The sequence below is a fragment of the Bacillus sp. REN16 genome, assembly GCF_020731355.1.
Lineage (GTDB): Bacteria > Bacillota > Bacilli > Bacillales > Bacillaceae_L > Ferdinandcohnia.
The window spans coordinates 1-16,027 of the sequence record NZ_JAJFZK010000034.1; the positions used below are offsets into that span (position 1 = coordinate 1).

Here is a 16,027-nt window from a genome sequence, read left to right on the forward strand (position 1 = left end):
TTTTTCGCAAAATCCGAAGAAGTATTTCAAGAAGCAAAGATCTTGCTCAATAGTTTTGTTACTTAGAATTAAAACGTTGACGCTTGTATTGTGTTCAGTTTTCAAAGAGCTTTTTAATCCATCTCTCTGAAGCGACTTTATTAATATAACATCCTCACAATAATAAGTCAACAACATTTTTAAATTGTTTTCTTATTCATTTGGTATTCCCTGCGAGGAATTTAAATATACACCCAATCAAATAGATTGTCAACAAATTATATTAAAATAATATTTAAAGCTGAATTATTCATATCTCATTAACCCGCTACCTCATTAACCCCATAAAAAAAACAAATGAATTCCATTTGTTTTTTTTAACCAACTATAAATAAATCTATAATTACAAGTGCCGCTAAACCCGGAAGACCGAGCAGACCAGATACCGCAGAAGTAACTAGATTAATTGGTACATGTAAATCAAATGACGTTCCGAATGCATTTAAGAAAAATAAAAACAATGCACCGATTAGAACTTTTACAAATACTTGTCCTACAAAACGAATGGGTTTAAGAGGAGCCCCCATTAGAAGAACAAGCACGATCAATCCTCCAAGTATGGATATTACAATCTTTGGTTCCAATCAAACTTCACTCCTTCACACAACTTGTACTATTAGTCTATGTAAAGGAAGGGTTTTAAGAACCCTTTGTCCAATTTTTTATGAACAAAAAAACCTACCTTTGGGTTCACTAACTCCCTTGGTAGGTTTTATTTTATAAAAATACTTTTCGCCTTTTTGCTTCCCGTAATAAAAAGAAGTATTTTGTTTCTGCTACTTTTAGTTCACCTAGGATATCCTCGGAAGGCTCAACACTTTTTTCAATGAGGCTTTTCTGTCTCATCCATTCCCGCTTTGCAATTTCTAATTGGCTAAAGAGTTCTTGGTTAAATTCCTTTCGAAGCTTTCCCTTCTTTTTAAAAAGCATAAAAGACCTCCTATAGTTCCCGACGTCCTTCAATTGCCTTTGAAAGAGTTACTTCATCAGCATACTCTAAATCTCCACCGACAGGTAATCCATGCGCAATTCTTGTAATTTTAATTCCTGTTGGCTTTAGCAAACGAGAAATATACATAGCTGTAGCTTCCCCTTCGATGTTTGGATTAGTCGCTAAAATGATTTCTTGAACTGTATCATCCTGAAGTCTTTTTAGCAGCTCAGGTATTTTGATATCCTCTGGACCTATGCCATCCATTGGAGAAATGGCCCCATGGAGTACATGATATAAACCATTGTATTCCTTCATTTTTTCCATTGCGATAACGTCTTTTGGATCCTGAAGTACACAGATAATCGTTTTATTACGGCGTTCATCTTCACAGATGTAACACGGATCTCTATCTGTTATATGCCCGCAATTGGAACAATATGTGAGGTTTCGTTTTGCGTTGACAAGAGCCTTCGCAAAATCAAGCACGACATCTTCTTTCATATTTAATACAAAAAAGGCCAGACGTACGGCCGTTTTTGGGCCGATACCTGGCAATTTCATAAAGCTATCTATCAGCTTAGATATTGGTTCAGGATAATGCATATCTATCTAAGTCCTTTCAACCGATAAAATCAAATACGCCATAGCGTATTTGCATCCGATTTTTTTCAATCCCGAATAAATTAGAACGGCAGGTTCATTCCTTTAGTGAATTGACCCATTGTATCATTAGTGAGATCTTCAATTTTCTTTAGCGCATCATTTGTTGCCGCTAATACAAGGTCTTGAAGCATTTCAATATCTTCCGGATCTACCACTTCTTCTTTAATGACAACATCAATAATTTCTTTTTGACCGTTTGCTTTTACAGTGACCATACCACCGCCAGCAGTTCCTTCAACTACCTTTTCAGCAAGTTCTTCCTGTGCTTTCGCCATATCCTTTTGCATTTTTTGCATTTGTTTCATCATTTTTTGCATATTTCCCATTCCGCCGCCACGCATCATGTGTAAATTCCTCCTTTAAATTCTTATATTATTCCTTTATTTCAATGAGCTCGGCACCAACAATTTTCATAGCTTCTGCGATAAGAGGGTCTTCTGCTTCCTCAAGGCTTTCACCTTCATCATCGGTTCGTTGCCCGCGGATAAACTCTTCTCTAATTTTGCCCCATTCTTCATCGGGTACTGCAATCATTTCAAATCTGTGGCCAGTTAATGTCGAAAGAATATTTTCAAGGTTATCCTTTACTTCTGCATTTTCTGAAGCCATTTTACAATGGATTTCATATTTAAATTTTAACACAAAAGCATTGGAAGAAGCTGCAACTGGTTCACTTTCAATTAAAAGTGCTGCATGCGATACTTTGTTTTGACTGCGAAGCTGATCGAGCATATCGCCCCATTTTCCTTTTAATAAATCAAGGTTTTGTCTGGTCGCACTCTTTAAAACCTCATTAATTCTTCCAACTGGTGTCCTAAATCCATTTCTGGAGGACTTTTGTGGACGCTTTTCAGCCGGCTTGGCATCCTGAGGTTGGGCTGTAATACCTTTTTCCTTAATGGATGCAAGTTCAGATTCTAGCATATTTATTTTATTCATCAAGCCATCAATTTGTGGCAAGGATTCTAAAGATTGCTGTTGATCCATCTGGGTAAGCTTTACAATCGCTACCTCCAGGAAAATACGTGGATGGTTCGTCCACTTCATCTCCTGCTGAGCTTGATTTAAAATATCAATGGTTTCGTAAATTTCATGGTTCTGGATATTTTTTGCCAGTTCAGTGAAGTCCTCATCGACTAAGACCCGCTCCAGTACTTCTTCTAACTGCGGGGCTGTTTGATAAAGAAGCATATCCCGATAATAGAAAATGATGTCTTCAATAAAGCGCATTGGATCTTTTCCATGGTCCATCATTTCATCAAGTGTCTTTAAGGCCGTTCTGACATCGCGGTCGCGAATTGCCATGACCAAATTCGTTAAAAATGATTGCGAAACTGCTCCGGTAATCGTCAGAACATCTTCAAGCTTCACCTCATCATCACTGAAAGAAATTGCTTGGTCTAGTAAGCTTAAGGCATCCCGCATTCCGCCTTCAGCCGCTCTCGCAATCACATAAAGAGCTTGATCTTCCACTTTCACGGCTTGTTCAGCTATGATCGTTTTCATCCGCCCAACAATTGCTTGGGTGGTGATGCGACGAAAATCAAAGCGCTGACATCGTGAAATGATTGTTAGTGGAATTTTATGCGGTTCCGTCGTTGCCAAGATAAAAATGACATGTCTTGGAGGTTCCTCCAATGTTTTTAGCAAGGCATTAAACGCACCGATGGAAAGCATATGTACTTCATCGATGATATAGACTTTATAACGTACCGCGCTTGGAGCATACTTCACTTTATCTCGAATATCCCTGATTTCATCGACACCGTTGTTTGATGCAGCATCAATTTCAATCACATCTGAGATAGTTCCATCTGTAATTCCCCGACAGGCCGCGCACTCATTACAAGGTTCAGCCGTTGGAGAGTGCTCACAGTTGACTGTTTTTGCAAAGATTTTTGCAGCACTAGTTTTTCCGGTTCCCCTTGGTCCTGAGAAAAGATAAGCGTGTGAAAACTTCTCTTGAAGAAGGGCATTCTGCAAAGTCTTTGTTATATGCTCTTGTCCAACCACATCATGAAATGCCTGTGGCCGAAAGACACGGTATAATGCTTGATATGCCATTGGTATTGCCCCTCCTTCTGATCATCCATTTCTTATTATACAGGAAGTGAATATTTAAGTACAAAGCGATTACAACATTCACTTAAAAAATGTTAAAAAACATGAAAAGTGCAAGGCGCTCGTTTATCGGCGACAAGCATAAGACAAGCGCTGGCAGAAGGTGCATTTTACCTTCCGAAGCGATTGGCTAGACCATAGAGCCGATGGCGCCTGGAACTAGACAATAAAAAAACCCACCCTATCAGAGTGAGTTGTTTTATGTAGTATAACTGCCGTGCACCTTCCGTCGAATAGTTACTCCAGGCGTTACTCAAGCAGTTAGCTCGGCCTAGGCAACCCTACGGCACATGGGAGAGTCCGCTTACTGCTGCTTCCTTCCGGACCTGACAGGATTCACGGGTTCCCATTGCGCAGGACCCAGACGTCAACACCACTTACTTGAGGCAGACCCCACAATAACTACCCTCTATGAAGGAATTCGGCCTCGCTAGAGCGGATTGCGAGTACAGGGCACCGCTACCTCCCCGCTTAGCACGGCAAAATTGATACCAAATTGTTAGGTGTCTTTATGACACATTCTTAGTATAAAGGCTTAACCAAAAAAAATCAATCAATACCAGTTGTAAGTTTTTTCAAGCCATTCCAGTTGTATTTTTCTTTTGTTCCCTCTTCTTCTTTCTAATCCCTTTAAAAAAGGAGCTTAACAGTTGTCCGCATTCTTCTTCACAAACGCCTGACACGATCTCTGCCTGATGGTTAAATCTTTGTTCCTGTAAAAGGTTCATTAAGGTTCCTGCACATCCGCCTTTTGGATCACTAGCCCCATAGACAACCTTATTAACCCTAGATAACACAATAGCACCTGAACACATGGCACATGGTTCAAGGGTCACATATAAAGTTGCATCCTCCAATCTCCAAAATCCAGTCCTTTTACATGCTTCATCAATCACAAGCAACTCTGCATGTGCAATTGCACGTTGCTGTGTTTCACGAAGATTATGAGCTGTTGCAATTACTTCATTATTCATCACTAGTACTGCACCGATTGGCACCTCATCTATAACTGCAGCCTTTTTCGCTTCTTCGATGGCTAATTTCATATAATATTCGTCAGATTTCATCTTATTAAATACTCCCTTATGTGGCATTAAGCAATTTAGCCAAGCATCATCTTCCCTTTTCTCTCATAGAGTAATAAAGGTGTGTTACCTAGATTGTAGAATGAGGAGGTCAAACATGCAAATTCATGTTGTTGAACAGGGACAATCCATAACAGGAATCGCACAAGCTTACGGAACAACTTCGGCTGAAATTGTTCGTGCAAATCAAATTCCTGAACCGAATAACTTAGTGGTCGGTCAGGCTCTTGTCATCCCAATTGTCGGTAAGTTTTACTGGGTACAGCCTGGTGATAGTCTTTGGTCCATTGCAAATAAATTCGGGATTAATTATCAGCAATTAGCACAAATTAATCAAATTCCACCTAATCGACCTTTACAGGTTGGGCTTAGAATCTATATTCCTGAACGTCCAAAACGAAATACAGAAATTAATGCTTATGTGGAACCATTAGGTTCTTCAGTCAGTCCTGCCCTTGAAAGAAGTACACGACAAGCAGCTCCATACTTAACATACTTAGCCCCTTTTAACTTTCAAATCCAACGAGATGGCACTTTAAAAGAACCACCGCTGAACAATTTCCCAAGCATCACAAAAGCGAATAATGTAACACTTATGATGGTAGTTGCAAATTTAGAAAACGGTCAATTTAGTGATGAATTAGGTAAACTCGTGCTAAATAATGAAGACATTCAAAATAAACTTTTAAATACAATTGTCGAAACAGCAAAGAAATATGGTTTCCGGGATATTCACTTTGATATGGAATTTTTAAGACCCGAAGATCGTGAAGCTTATAACAACTTTTTACGAAAGGCTAAGCAGCGCTTTAGCCAAGAAGGCTGGCTCCTTTCCACAGCACTTGCACCTAAAACAAGTGCAGAGCAACAAGGAGATTGGTATGAAGCCCATGACTATAAAGCACATGGTGAAATTGTCGATTTTGTCGTAATTATGACGTATGAATGGGGATATAGCGGGGGGCCACCAATGGCCGTATCGCCAATTGGTCCTGTTCGGGATGTCATTGAGTATGCCTTAACCGAAATGCCAGCATCAAAGATTATGATGGGGCAAAACCTTTATGGCTATGATTGGACGCTGCCATATGTAGCCGGTGGTGAATATGCGAAAGCAGTAAGTCCACAGCGGGCGATTGAAATCGCAAAACAAAATAATGTTCCGATTCAATATGATACAAAAGCCCAAGCACCTCATTTTGACTATACAGACTCAGCCGGAAAGCAGCATAAGGTATGGTTTGAGGATGCGAGGAGTATTCAGGCAAAGTTCGATTTAATCAAGGAATTGAATTTACGAGGAATTAGCTATTGGAAACTAGGGCTGCCATTCCCGCAAAACTGGCTTTTGATCACTGATAATTTCCATGTGGTAAAAAGATAGAGTATTTAAAAGGAGCCTGACGATTCGGGTTCCTTTTTTATTTTCTCGCATTGGCGGTTCAAAGCCAAGTGTGCACATCCTGCGGGCCTAAATTTTCCAAAATTGTTTTTCGACAATACATAACAATCTTCATCATTCATATGATAAAATAATGCTTATCTGTGTAATTCAGAACTAAAAAGGGGGACACGAGATGGGTAGCAGGATTCCTTTTATTACGGTAGAGGGTCCGATCGGAGTTGGCAAAACCTCTCTCGCTAAGGCGATTTCAGAACGTTTTGAATTTGCCTTACTTAAAGAGATCGTCGATGAAAATCCATTCCTTGGGAAATTTTATACGAATATTGATGAATGGAGTTTTCAAACAGAGATGTTTTTCCTCTGTAACCGATATAAACAACTTGAAGATATTAATCATTTTTACCTTCAAAAAGAATCACCGGTTGTTGCGGATTATCATATATTCAAAAATCTAATTTTTGCTGAGCGTACATTGAAACCTCATCAGTTCCAAAAATATCTCCAGATTTATAACATTTTAACAGCGGATATGCCTGTTCCGAATGTCGTAATCTATTTACATGCAAGTCTTGATACTTTATTAGAACGGATAAAAATGCGTGGTCGGGATATTGAAAAAAATATTGACCCCGCATATTTAAGTCAGTTGTGCCGTGATTATGAGCAGTTCATGATACAATTCGAAAAATCTCACCCGGATATCCCAGTCATACGGTTTAATGGAGACCATTTCGATTTTGTCCAGAATAAAGAAGACCTTAATCAAATTCTAACAAAAGTAGAAGACATCATTCTTGAAAAAGGAGTTAAACATAATGAATTTGCGTAATAAATATGATATCCCGAGTAATGCAGTGATCACCGTTGCCGGAACTGTCGGCGTTGGAAAGTCTACAATGACTAAGGCGCTTGCTGATGCGCTTGGATTTAGGACCTCCTTTGAAAAAGTAGATACAAATCCATATTTGGACCGGTTTTATGCTGATTTTGAAAGATGGAGCTTCCACCTTCAAATTTATTTCCTTGCTGAACGTTTTAAAGAGCAAAAGAAAATCTTTGAGTACGGTGGTGGATTTATCCAAGACCGTTCCATCTACGAAGATACAGGCATTTTTGCAAGAATGCATTACGAAAAAGGAACAATGGCACCAGTCGACTATGAAACTTATACTAATCTTTTTGATGCAATGGTGATGACACCTTATTTCCCTCATCCGAATTTGTTAATTTATCTTGAGGGAAGCCTTGATGATATTATTAGCCGAATTCAGGAACGAGGAAGACCGATGGAACAGCAAACCCCTATTTCTTATTGGGAAGAAATGCACGGCCGATATGAAAAATGGATCAATAATTTTAATGCATGCCCCGTTCTTCGCTTAAATATTAATGAGTACGATATTATGAAGGATGAAAGTTCAATTGAACCAGTTATCGAAAAAATATCAAGTTTCATTAGACAGACTGAACTTTTAAAAAGCTAAAAAGAACCCCTTTTGAGCAGAAATCTCAAAAGGGGCTTTTTTATGTCTATATTTCTTTTGATAAAAAGTAAAAAACTCGTTACTTTCGTAACGAGTCCATCTCCAATACTTTATGCGCTAGTATTATTTTAATAATGGCGGAGGAAGAGGGATTCGAACCCCCGCGGGCTTTAACACCCCTGTCGGTTTTCAAGACCGATCCCTTCAGCCGGACTTGGGTATTCCTCCGTATCGACAAAAATTAATATACCATAGATCGAAAGTAGAAGTCAACACACTTTTATATTTTTTTTATAGGCCAGGACAATGGTAATTCCTGGCCCTGTTTACTTTATTTTTTCGGGCCGATAACCTCTTTATTTCCCATATATGGGCGTAATACTTCAGGAATGATGACTGTACCGTCTTCCTGTTGGTAATTTTCCAGGATTGCGGCTACTGTTCGTCCAATCGCAAGTCCAGAGCCATTTAATGTGTGAACATGTTCTGGCTTAGAGTCTCTGTCCCTGCGGAAGCGAATATTTGCACGTCTCGCTTGGAATGCTTCAAAGTTACTACAAGAAGAGATTTCACGGTATGTTTCATAGCTTGGAATCCATACTTCAATGTCATATTTCTTCGCAGCCGTGAAGCCCAGATCAGCACTGCACATGCTTAATACACGGTATGGAAGACCTAAAAGCTGAAGCACCTTTTCTGCATTGGCTGTTAAGCTTTCAAGCTCAGCATAAGAATCTTCTGGCTTAACAAACTTTACTAATTCTACTTTATTAAATTGATGCTGACGAATCAAGCCTCTTGTATCTCTTCCAGCAGAACCCGCTTCAGAACGGAAGCAAGCACTAAATGCCGCATATTTTATTGGCAGTTCTTCACCACTAATAATTTCGTCGCGGTGTAGGTTTGTTACTGGAACCTCTGCGGTTGGAATTAAGAAATAGTCTTCACTTTCAATAAGAAAGGCATCCTCTTCAAACTTCGGTAGCTGACCTGTTCCTGTCATACTTGCACGGTTCACTAGATATGGCGGGATCACTTCCTCATACCCATGCTCCTCTACATGAAGGTCTAACATAAAATTAAATAACGCTCTTTCTAGTCTAGCCCCAAGCCCCTTATAAAAAACAAAACGGCTTCCAGTGACCTTTCCTGCACGTTCAAAATCTAAAATCTCAAGTTTGTCGGCAACTTCCCAGTGTGGCTTCGGCTCAAAGCCAAAGTCAGGGAGCTCGCCCCACTTGCGAATCTCAACGTTGTCATCCTCTGATTCTCCAATTGGCACACTTTCATGGGGAATGTTTGGAATAGATAACATAAGATGCTCTAATTGTTCCTCCACACCTCGTAATTCTGTATCTATTTCCTTAATTTGATCTCCAACCTCACGCATTTCCGAAATGAGGGCGTCGGCATCCTTTTTCTCTCTTTTTAAAACAGCAATTTGGCCAGATACTTCATTCCTGCGGCCTTTTAACACTTCCGTCTTTGCAATTAGCTCACGGCGTGCCTTATCTAAGTCCTCAAAACGCCCAAGGTCTGTTAAGTCCTCACCACGAAATTTCAGTCTTTCCTTCACCTCATCAAAATTGCTTCGTAAATATTTAATATCCAACATGACCAAAACCTCCTATAATCTATGTAGTTTGTAGTAAAACATGTCATCCGTCTGGATCCGTCATTTTATTCTTCGCAGTTATAAGCAAAATAAAAAACTCCCATCCCTATAAAAGGGACGAGAGTTTACCCGCGTTACCACCCTAGTTGAGGATACACGTGTATCCCCCTCTTGAACAAGATAACGGATTTACCGAAAATACCTACTAGAAAAACCAAAGTTCAGTATTTCACTCAAGGATGGATTCACAAGCTCTTTTCATCGGTTCACACCAGCCACCGACTCTCTTTAGAAAAAATACAAGTTACTAATTCCTATCATAGATTTATCATTTTATTATTATCTTAAGTTTTACCATGTTTCAATCGTTTATACAAGTTTTTTCGATTTTGATTCTTCGACCATTTTGACGAAATACGCTGTAAAACGATGATCATCTGTTAACTCCGGATGGAAGGAACAGCCTAAAAATTGACCTTCACGTGCTGCCACAATTCTGCCATCATGCTTTGCAAGAACTTCAACATTTTCTCCCGCTTCCACAATATGTGGTGCGCGAATGAACACTCCTACAAAATCCTCAGCAATTCCCGGAATCATCAATTCTGCTTCAAAGCTTTCACGCTGACGGCCAAATGAATTTCGCTCAACCGTTACATCCATTAAACCAAGATGTGATTCCTTATAATCAACTAGCTTTTTTGCAAGAAGGATTAACCCAGCACATGTTCCAAACATCGGTTTTCCTTGTTCCGCAAATGAACGAAGGGGTTCCAGAAAACCATATTTATCAATTAAACGACGCATTGTAGTACTTTCCCCGCCAGGGATAATCAATCCGTCAATCTCTTCAAGTTGTTCTATTTTTTTAATGATGACTGCTTCTGCTCCAGAGGCCTCTACTGAACGTGCATGCTCTCTTACAGCCCCTTGAAGTCCTAATACCCCAATTTTAATCACAACTGAACACCCTCTATCTTACCAGCCTCGTTCTTGCATGCGTTGGTCTGGTAATAATGATGAAATTTCAATACCCTTCATAGCATTACCTAACCCTTTAGATAGGCGGGCAATTAATTCATAATCTTGATAATGTGTAGTTGCTTCAACAATTGCACGGGCAAATTTCGCAGGATTATCAGATTTAAAAATCCCAGATCCCACAAACACACCGTCAGCACCAAGTTGCATCATTAATGCTGCGTCTGCTGGAGTTGCAACTCCACCTGCTGCGAAGTTAACAACTGGTAAGCGACCTTCTTGTTTAATTTGAAGCAATAATTCAAATGGTGCTCCTAAATTTTTTGCTTCAGTCATTAGTTCATCTTCACTCATACCTGCAACCTTGCGAATCTGAGCTTTTACTTTTCTCATATGACGGACAGCTTCAACGATATTACCTGTTCCGGGTTCACCCTTTGTACGAAGCATAGATGCACCTTCTGCAATACGGCGAGTCGCTTCACCTAAGTCACGGCATCCACACACAAATGGAACAGTGTAATCACGTTTATTTAAATGGAACTCCTCATCAGCCGGAGTAAGAACTTCACTCTCATCAATATAGTCAACACCCATAGCTTCTAATACTCTTGCTTCTACTATATGTCCAATACGAGCTTTTGCCATAACAGGAATAGTAACAGCATTCATTACTTGCTCAACTATTGTTGGATCTGCCATTCTAGCAACTCCACCTGCAGCACGAATATCAGCTGGCACACGTTCTAATGCCATTACCGCTACAGCGCCCGCTTCCTCTGCTATTCTAGCTTGTTCTGCATTCACAACGTCCATAATAACGCCGCCTTTTTGCATTTCAGCCATTCCTCGTTTTACTCGATCTGTACCTGTATTTGCCATTACGTTTCCCCCTATATGATGTAAAATTAAATAGTTTATTTTATAGGCATAATCATATCACATTTTAATAGATAATAAATGCCCATTAAAAAAATTTTAAGATTATTCAACCTGTTTTTTTCTTATTACCTAGTAATTATACCAAAATAGTTTGAGTTTGTAATTTACAAAAAAACTCCTTCTAAAATTAAGAAGGAGACTATTAGCGTATTAGATTAAAACCAGCCCTTTACTGTATTTGCCACACTTGACCAAATATCCCCAAAGAATCCGCCGATTCCTCTCATCATAAGAACAAACCAGTTTGTCTTCTCAACGCCTGTATCTGTCACAAGGGCTACCTGTAATTTATCTTCGCCGCCTGACGTAATATATCCTAAATCATCACCTTCATAGGAAACTGCCATATGACCTACGCTTGTTCCCTCTTTAAATGGTGCTGTTAGCTCTTTGTTTTTCGAAACAACCTTATCATCATACACATAGCTTGCTTTGAATGCTGACTTTTCTACACCCTTTGGGACTAAAAGTCTTACAGGTGCTTTAGTTGAAATTTCTACTGCTTTTTCTTTTCCTTTAACAACCTTTAATTCTTTATTCCCCTTTAATTGGTAGCCTTNACCTTTAATTCTTTATTCCCCTTTAATTGGTAGCCTTCAGGATATATTTCAATTTGCTCAAAGTTGTTAAAACCGTAATCCAAGAGTTTACTAGTTTCTTTAAATCGTTCTGGTTCACTTGTTGCACCCATCACAACAGAAATGAGTCTTTTGCCGTTTCGTTCAGCTGTACCAGTAAAACAATAACCAGCTGCAGGTGTTGTACCTGTTTTTAATCCATCCAATCCCTCATAATGAAACTGAGCAAGATATGGGGAAACACTTGGATCGTGTTTTAACATCCAATTCCAGTTGTCTAGTTTTTCGCCATAAAAATCAAGTTGCGGGATACTCGAAATTTCCAATACCTTTGGATGATCCTTAATTAATGAATACGCTAATAATGCTACTGATTTTGCTGAAAGCATATTGTCTCCATCAGGATCTGTTCCTTCAGGATAATTATCACCTAACATTGAATTTGACAGCCCAGTACTATTAACAAACTCATAATCAGGAAGACCTAATTCTTCTGCCTTTTTATTCATTAGCTTTACAAACTCGCCCTCAGTACCAGCTAGTAATTCCGCTAATGTAATCGTTGTTGCATTATCTGAATAAATCGCCATTGCTTTATAAAGCTCTTCAACCGTATAATCATGATTTTGTCGTAAGCCAACACCAGAAAAGTTATTATTTGCAGATATATCATATGCATATTGACTAACTTGGGTAGTTTGATCCCATGAAAGTCTCCCTTCAGAAATAGCTTCTAATACTAAGTATTCGGTCATCATTTTAACCATACTTGCAATCGGAGCTGCCTGTTCGGAATTCTTTTCATATAGTATTTTCCCTGTTTCTGCATCAATCAATATTGCATTTTTTACATTTATATCAAGAGCAGGAGCCGCCTTTGCCGGAGGTACTTGCCCCACTAATAACGATAGCAAAAAGACTGCTATAAGACTTACAATCAATCTTTTTTGTGTTTGTTTCTTCACGTTTTAAACCTCCACTTTCGTATTACGCACAAAAATCATTTTAACATATCGGCTTCAAAAAAAATAGACAGAGTAATCATACTCTATCTACCACAATATATAAATCCTACCAATGGATGATTTTGTCGAAATATATCTTATAATGTTGAATAGTTTGGTGCTTCCTTGGTAATTTGAACATCATGCGGATGACTCTCGCGTAATCCAGCACCTGTCATTTTAATAAATTGTGCATTCTCTCTTAACTCTTCTAAATCTTTTGTACCACAGTACCCCATACCAGAACGAATACCACCAATTAATTGATAAATTGTATCTGTAAGCGGGCCTTTGTATGGAAGACGTCCTTCAATACCTTCAGGAACAAACTTTTTCGCATCTTCTTGGAAGTAGCGATCCTTACTTCCTTTTTCCATGGCAGCAACAGATCCCATACCGCGATATACCTTAAAGCGACGACCCTGGAAAATCTCTGTTTCTCCTGGGCTTTCTGACACACCTGCAAGTAAGCTTCCAAGCATGACCGCATGTCCACCAGAAGCTAATGCTTTTACAATATCACCAGAATATTTAATACCGCCATCAGCGATAATCGAAACACCGTGTTTTCTTGCTTCAGTTGCACAATCATAAACAGCTGTTATCTGAGGAACACCAACACCTGCAACAACACGTGTTGTACAAATAGATCCAGGTCCAATTCCCACTTTAACAACGCTAGCACCGGCCTCAATTAAATCTCGAGTAGCTTCAGCAGTAGCAACATTACCTGCAATAATATTTAAGTTTGGATATGCTTCTCGAATGGTTTTTACTGTTTCAAGAACGCCTGCTGAATGGCCATGTGCTGTATCAACAACAATTGCATCAACATCGGCCTCAACAAGTTTCGCAACACGATGCATTGTGTCTTTTGTAACACCGACTGCTGCTCCTACTAATAAACGTCCTTGTGCATCCTTAGCGGAATTCGGAAACTCAATTACTTTTTCAATATCTTTAATTGTAATAAGTCCTTTTAAGACTCCAGCCTCATCAACAAGTGGAAGTTTTTCAATTTTATACTTCTGTAAAATATTTTCTGCCTGTTCTAAAGTCGTACCAACAGGGGCAGTCACGAGGTTTTCTTTTGTCATGACATCAGAAATTTGAATGGAATAATCTTGAATAAAACGAAGGTCACGATTGGTAATGATACCAACCAAGATTTGCTCTTGTGGATTGTTTACAATTGGGACACCAGATATACGGTATTTCCCCATTAAGTGCTCTGCATCAAATACTTGATGGCTTGGAGTTAGAAAAAACGGATCTGTGATAACGCCACTTTCTGAACGTTTCACTTTATCAACATGTTCGGCTTGTTGCTCAGCTGACATATTCTTATGAATAATCCCTAGTCCGCCTTGGCGAGCCATTGCAATTGCCATTTCATGCTCTGTAACAGTATCCATACCCGCACTAATAATCGGTATATTTAACTTAAGTGATTTTGTTAACTCTACCCCTAGATTTACATCTTTAGGTAATACTTCTGACTTAGCAGGTAATAACAATACATCATCAAATGTTAAACCTTCTTTAGCAAACTTAGTTTCCCACATGTAATAAATCCCCCTTCGATTGCAAAATATTATTAGTAGATTATCAACTGGGTAAACTACTGTCAAGAAAGGAATAATAAGTTTAATAATTCAGAGTTTTTTATTATCAATTTTTATCTTAGTTTTGCACTTTTCTTTGTTGTTATTGGAGGTTTTAGATTTTGTTTGATTATCGATTTATATGGCAATCATTTAATGCGTTGCATGCAGCAAATACAACACAGCATTTACTTCATAAATGCTATGAAAAAACAGCTGTCCCCAATGCTGATAAAAAAAGTTATGAAAACAGCTATCCGTTTATTTATTATCTGGAACATGGTCAAAATTACTATCAGCTTTCTCAAAATGCTCCACTATCCATTAAACCTGTCCTTTTATTTTATGGCATGGTTCAATTATTAAAGGCTTGTCTACTTACCGTTGATCCTCAATATCCTGAATCAACCTCTGTACTTGCCCATGGAGTTTCGACACGAAAACGGAAAAAGCAAAGCTATGAATTTTTCCATGATGAGGTAAAGGTTCAGAAGAATGGATTATTTTCACACTTTTCGGAACGTATGTTTCATGTGAAACAAATTGAAGGGGAAAAATTCACAATGGAGCAGCTATTCAAAAGGATTCCTGAATTACAAAACTTATTCACCTTGCATTTTCAACAACAATTGTATTTGAAAACACACATTACAGGGGAAAATACGCTACTGATCCCGGAAGAAGCATTGGATAGTTATCATATGACATCTCGGAGATTTCTGGATTTTATTACACAAGCTTTACCATTTCCAACATCACATAGTACAGAGGAATCTGATGATAAGGATCGTAACCAACTTTCTTTAAAGGTGGATAAACCAAACTTTCTATTACCGTTAGCAAGCTCACCGCTTTTATATCATTTATACGAAGATACGTATTATCTGCCAAAAGAACGTGAGCTTCTCAGTTTCTTCCCTGAAATCATGACTCATTATTTATTACTGTACAATTTAAGTATGATATCAAGATATGAGACCGAGTGGTGGAGTGAGCTGCTTCATTCATATTCTAGTAACGATTATCCATTTATTAGACAGTTCCTGGCGGTTTCAGCAGATAAAGTACCCTTTCTGCTCTATCTTTTTTTAAAGGAGAAAATAGACGGGGTTTGAAGATGAGTAATCGGCTTTGCGGTATACCATTTATCGTTTCTTGGCTCGACGGTATACCGGTAATCCTTTTTGCGGTATACCATTTATCGTTTCTCAGCTCTGCGATATACCGGTAATTCTAATTGCGGTATACCATTTATCGTTTCTTGGCTTGGCGGTATGCCGGTAATCCTTTTGCGGTATACCATTTATCGTTTTTCGGCTCGGCGGTATACCGGTAATTCTATTTGCGGTATACCATTTATCGTTCCTCGGCTCAGCGGTATACCGGTAATTCTATTTGCGGTATACCACTTATCGTTTCTCAGCTCGACGGTATGCTTACACTGCTTGAAAAAGATTCTTTAGGCAACAAAAAAAAGACCAACCATAATGGCTGATCTTTTTGGATGCCTAGCGACGTCCTACTCTCACAGGGACAAAGTCCCAACTACCATCGGCGCTGAAGAGCTTAACT

At 38.9% G+C, this 16,027-nt stretch carries 16 protein-coding genes, 1 tRNA gene, 1 other RNA gene and 1 other annotated feature; of the genes, 4 read left to right on the forward strand and 14 right to left on the reverse strand.

From position 1 onward, the window contains the following. Nucleotides 1-356: 356 nt before the first annotated feature. From LKW28_RS21920 to tadA, 7 genes are all read right to left on the reverse strand, one after another. Nucleotides 357-623 carry a pro-sigmaK processing inhibitor BofA family protein gene (locus LKW28_RS21920; protein ID WP_229142551.1) on the reverse strand — a complete coding sequence of 89 codons (267 nt, stop codon included), beginning with the start codon at nucleotides 621-623 and terminating at the stop codon, nucleotides 357-359. Nucleotides 624-756: 133 nt separating this feature from the next. Beyond that, a complete protein-coding gene (locus LKW28_RS21925) occupies nucleotides 757-969 on the reverse strand; it encodes a YaaL family protein (RefSeq protein WP_229142552.1) in 213 nt (70 codons plus the stop codon). A 10-nt stretch (nucleotides 970-979) separates the two neighbouring features. Continuing rightward, a complete protein-coding gene (recR, locus tag LKW28_RS21930) occupies nucleotides 980-1,576 on the reverse strand; it encodes a recombination mediator RecR (protein ID WP_229142553.1) in 597 nt (198 codons plus the stop codon). A gap of 80 nt (nucleotides 1,577-1,656) precedes the next feature. Next, a complete protein-coding gene (locus tag LKW28_RS21935; RefSeq protein WP_229142565.1) occupies nucleotides 1,657-1,977 on the reverse strand; it encodes a YbaB/EbfC family nucleoid-associated protein in 321 nt (106 codons plus the stop codon). A gap of 31 nt (nucleotides 1,978-2,008) precedes the next feature. Further along, entirely contained in the window at nucleotides 2,009-3,700 is a 1,692-nt protein-coding gene (gene dnaX, locus LKW28_RS21940; RefSeq protein ID WP_229142554.1) for a DNA polymerase III subunit gamma/tau, read from the reverse strand. A 272-nt stretch (nucleotides 3,701-3,972) separates the two neighbouring features. After that, an RNA gene (ffs, locus tag LKW28_RS21945) (signal recognition particle sRNA large type) lies at nucleotides 3,973-4,237 on the reverse strand. A gap of 95 nt (nucleotides 4,238-4,332) precedes the next feature. After that, nucleotides 4,333-4,824, reverse strand: a complete 492-nt coding sequence (tadA, locus tag LKW28_RS21950; protein WP_229142555.1) for a tRNA adenosine(34) deaminase TadA — start codon at nucleotides 4,822-4,824, stop codon at nucleotides 4,333-4,335. A 115-nt stretch (nucleotides 4,825-4,939) separates the two neighbouring features. Between tadA and LKW28_RS21955 the strand changes: the two genes are divergently transcribed. The 3 genes from LKW28_RS21955 to LKW28_RS21965 all read left to right on the forward strand — a co-directional run bounded on the left by LKW28_RS21955 (nucleotide 4,940) and on the right by LKW28_RS21965 (nucleotide 7,731). Continuing rightward, nucleotides 4,940-6,226, forward strand: a complete 1,287-nt coding sequence (locus LKW28_RS21955; protein WP_229142556.1) for a glycoside hydrolase family 18 protein — start codon at nucleotides 4,940-4,942, stop codon at nucleotides 6,224-6,226. 193 nt (nucleotides 6,227-6,419) lie between these two features. Then, on the forward strand, nucleotides 6,420-7,076 hold the full coding sequence (locus tag LKW28_RS21960) for a deoxynucleoside kinase (protein WP_229142557.1): 657 nt from the start codon (nucleotides 6,420-6,422) through the stop codon (nucleotides 7,074-7,076). Beyond that, a complete protein-coding gene (locus LKW28_RS21965; protein WP_229142558.1) occupies nucleotides 7,063-7,731 on the forward strand; it encodes a deoxynucleoside kinase in 669 nt (222 codons plus the stop codon). Before LKW28_RS21960 ends, LKW28_RS21965 begins: the two co-directional genes overlap by 14 nt. A 135-nt stretch (nucleotides 7,732-7,866) precedes the next feature. Here the strand turns inward: LKW28_RS21965 and LKW28_RS21970 are convergent. From LKW28_RS21970 to guaB, 7 genes are all read right to left on the reverse strand, one after another. Next, a tRNA-Ser gene (locus tag LKW28_RS21970) sits at nucleotides 7,867-7,959 on the reverse strand. A 103-nt stretch (nucleotides 7,960-8,062) separates the two neighbouring features. Next, entirely contained in the window at nucleotides 8,063-9,346 is a 1,284-nt protein-coding gene (gene serS, locus LKW28_RS21975; protein WP_229142559.1) for a serine--tRNA ligase, read from the reverse strand. A 110-nt stretch (nucleotides 9,347-9,456) separates the two neighbouring features. After that, nucleotides 9,457-9,676, reverse strand: a binding site (T-box leader). Nucleotides 9,677-9,715: 39 nt separating this feature from the next. Then, nucleotides 9,716-10,306 carry a pyridoxal 5'-phosphate synthase glutaminase subunit PdxT gene (gene pdxT, locus LKW28_RS21980; RefSeq protein WP_229142560.1) on the reverse strand — a complete coding sequence of 197 codons (591 nt, stop codon included), beginning with the start codon at nucleotides 10,304-10,306 and terminating at the stop codon, nucleotides 9,716-9,718. Nucleotides 10,307-10,324: 18 nt separating this feature from the next. Next, a complete protein-coding gene (pdxS, locus tag LKW28_RS21985; protein ID WP_229142561.1) occupies nucleotides 10,325-11,209 on the reverse strand; it encodes a pyridoxal 5'-phosphate synthase lyase subunit PdxS in 885 nt (294 codons plus the stop codon). A 215-nt stretch (nucleotides 11,210-11,424) separates the two neighbouring features. Further along, nucleotides 11,425-11,838, reverse strand: coding sequence for a hypothetical protein (locus LKW28_RS21990; RefSeq protein WP_324255061.1), 414 nt, complete (start codon nucleotides 11,836-11,838; stop codon nucleotides 11,425-11,427). Continuing rightward, the gene (locus LKW28_RS21995; RefSeq protein ID WP_229142562.1) at nucleotides 11,814-12,812 is read right to left on the reverse strand and encodes a D-alanyl-D-alanine carboxypeptidase family protein; all 999 of its coding nucleotides are present in this window, start codon (nucleotides 12,810-12,812) and stop codon (nucleotides 11,814-11,816) included. The genes LKW28_RS21990 and LKW28_RS21995 overlap by 25 nt, the downstream gene beginning before the upstream one ends. Before the next feature lie 137 nt (nucleotides 12,813-12,949). Further along, nucleotides 12,950-14,416 (reverse strand): IMP dehydrogenase, encoded by a 1,467-nt coding sequence (gene guaB / locus LKW28_RS22000; protein WP_229142563.1) that lies wholly within the window; start codon nucleotides 14,414-14,416, stop codon nucleotides 12,950-12,952. 161 nt (nucleotides 14,417-14,577) lie between these two features. On the opposite strand from guaB, the gene LKW28_RS22005 reads away from it, so the two are divergent. Beyond that, nucleotides 14,578-15,570, forward strand: a complete 993-nt coding sequence (locus LKW28_RS22005; protein WP_229142564.1) for a YaaC family protein — start codon at nucleotides 14,578-14,580, stop codon at nucleotides 15,568-15,570. Nucleotides 15,571-16,027 lie beyond the last annotated feature (457 nt).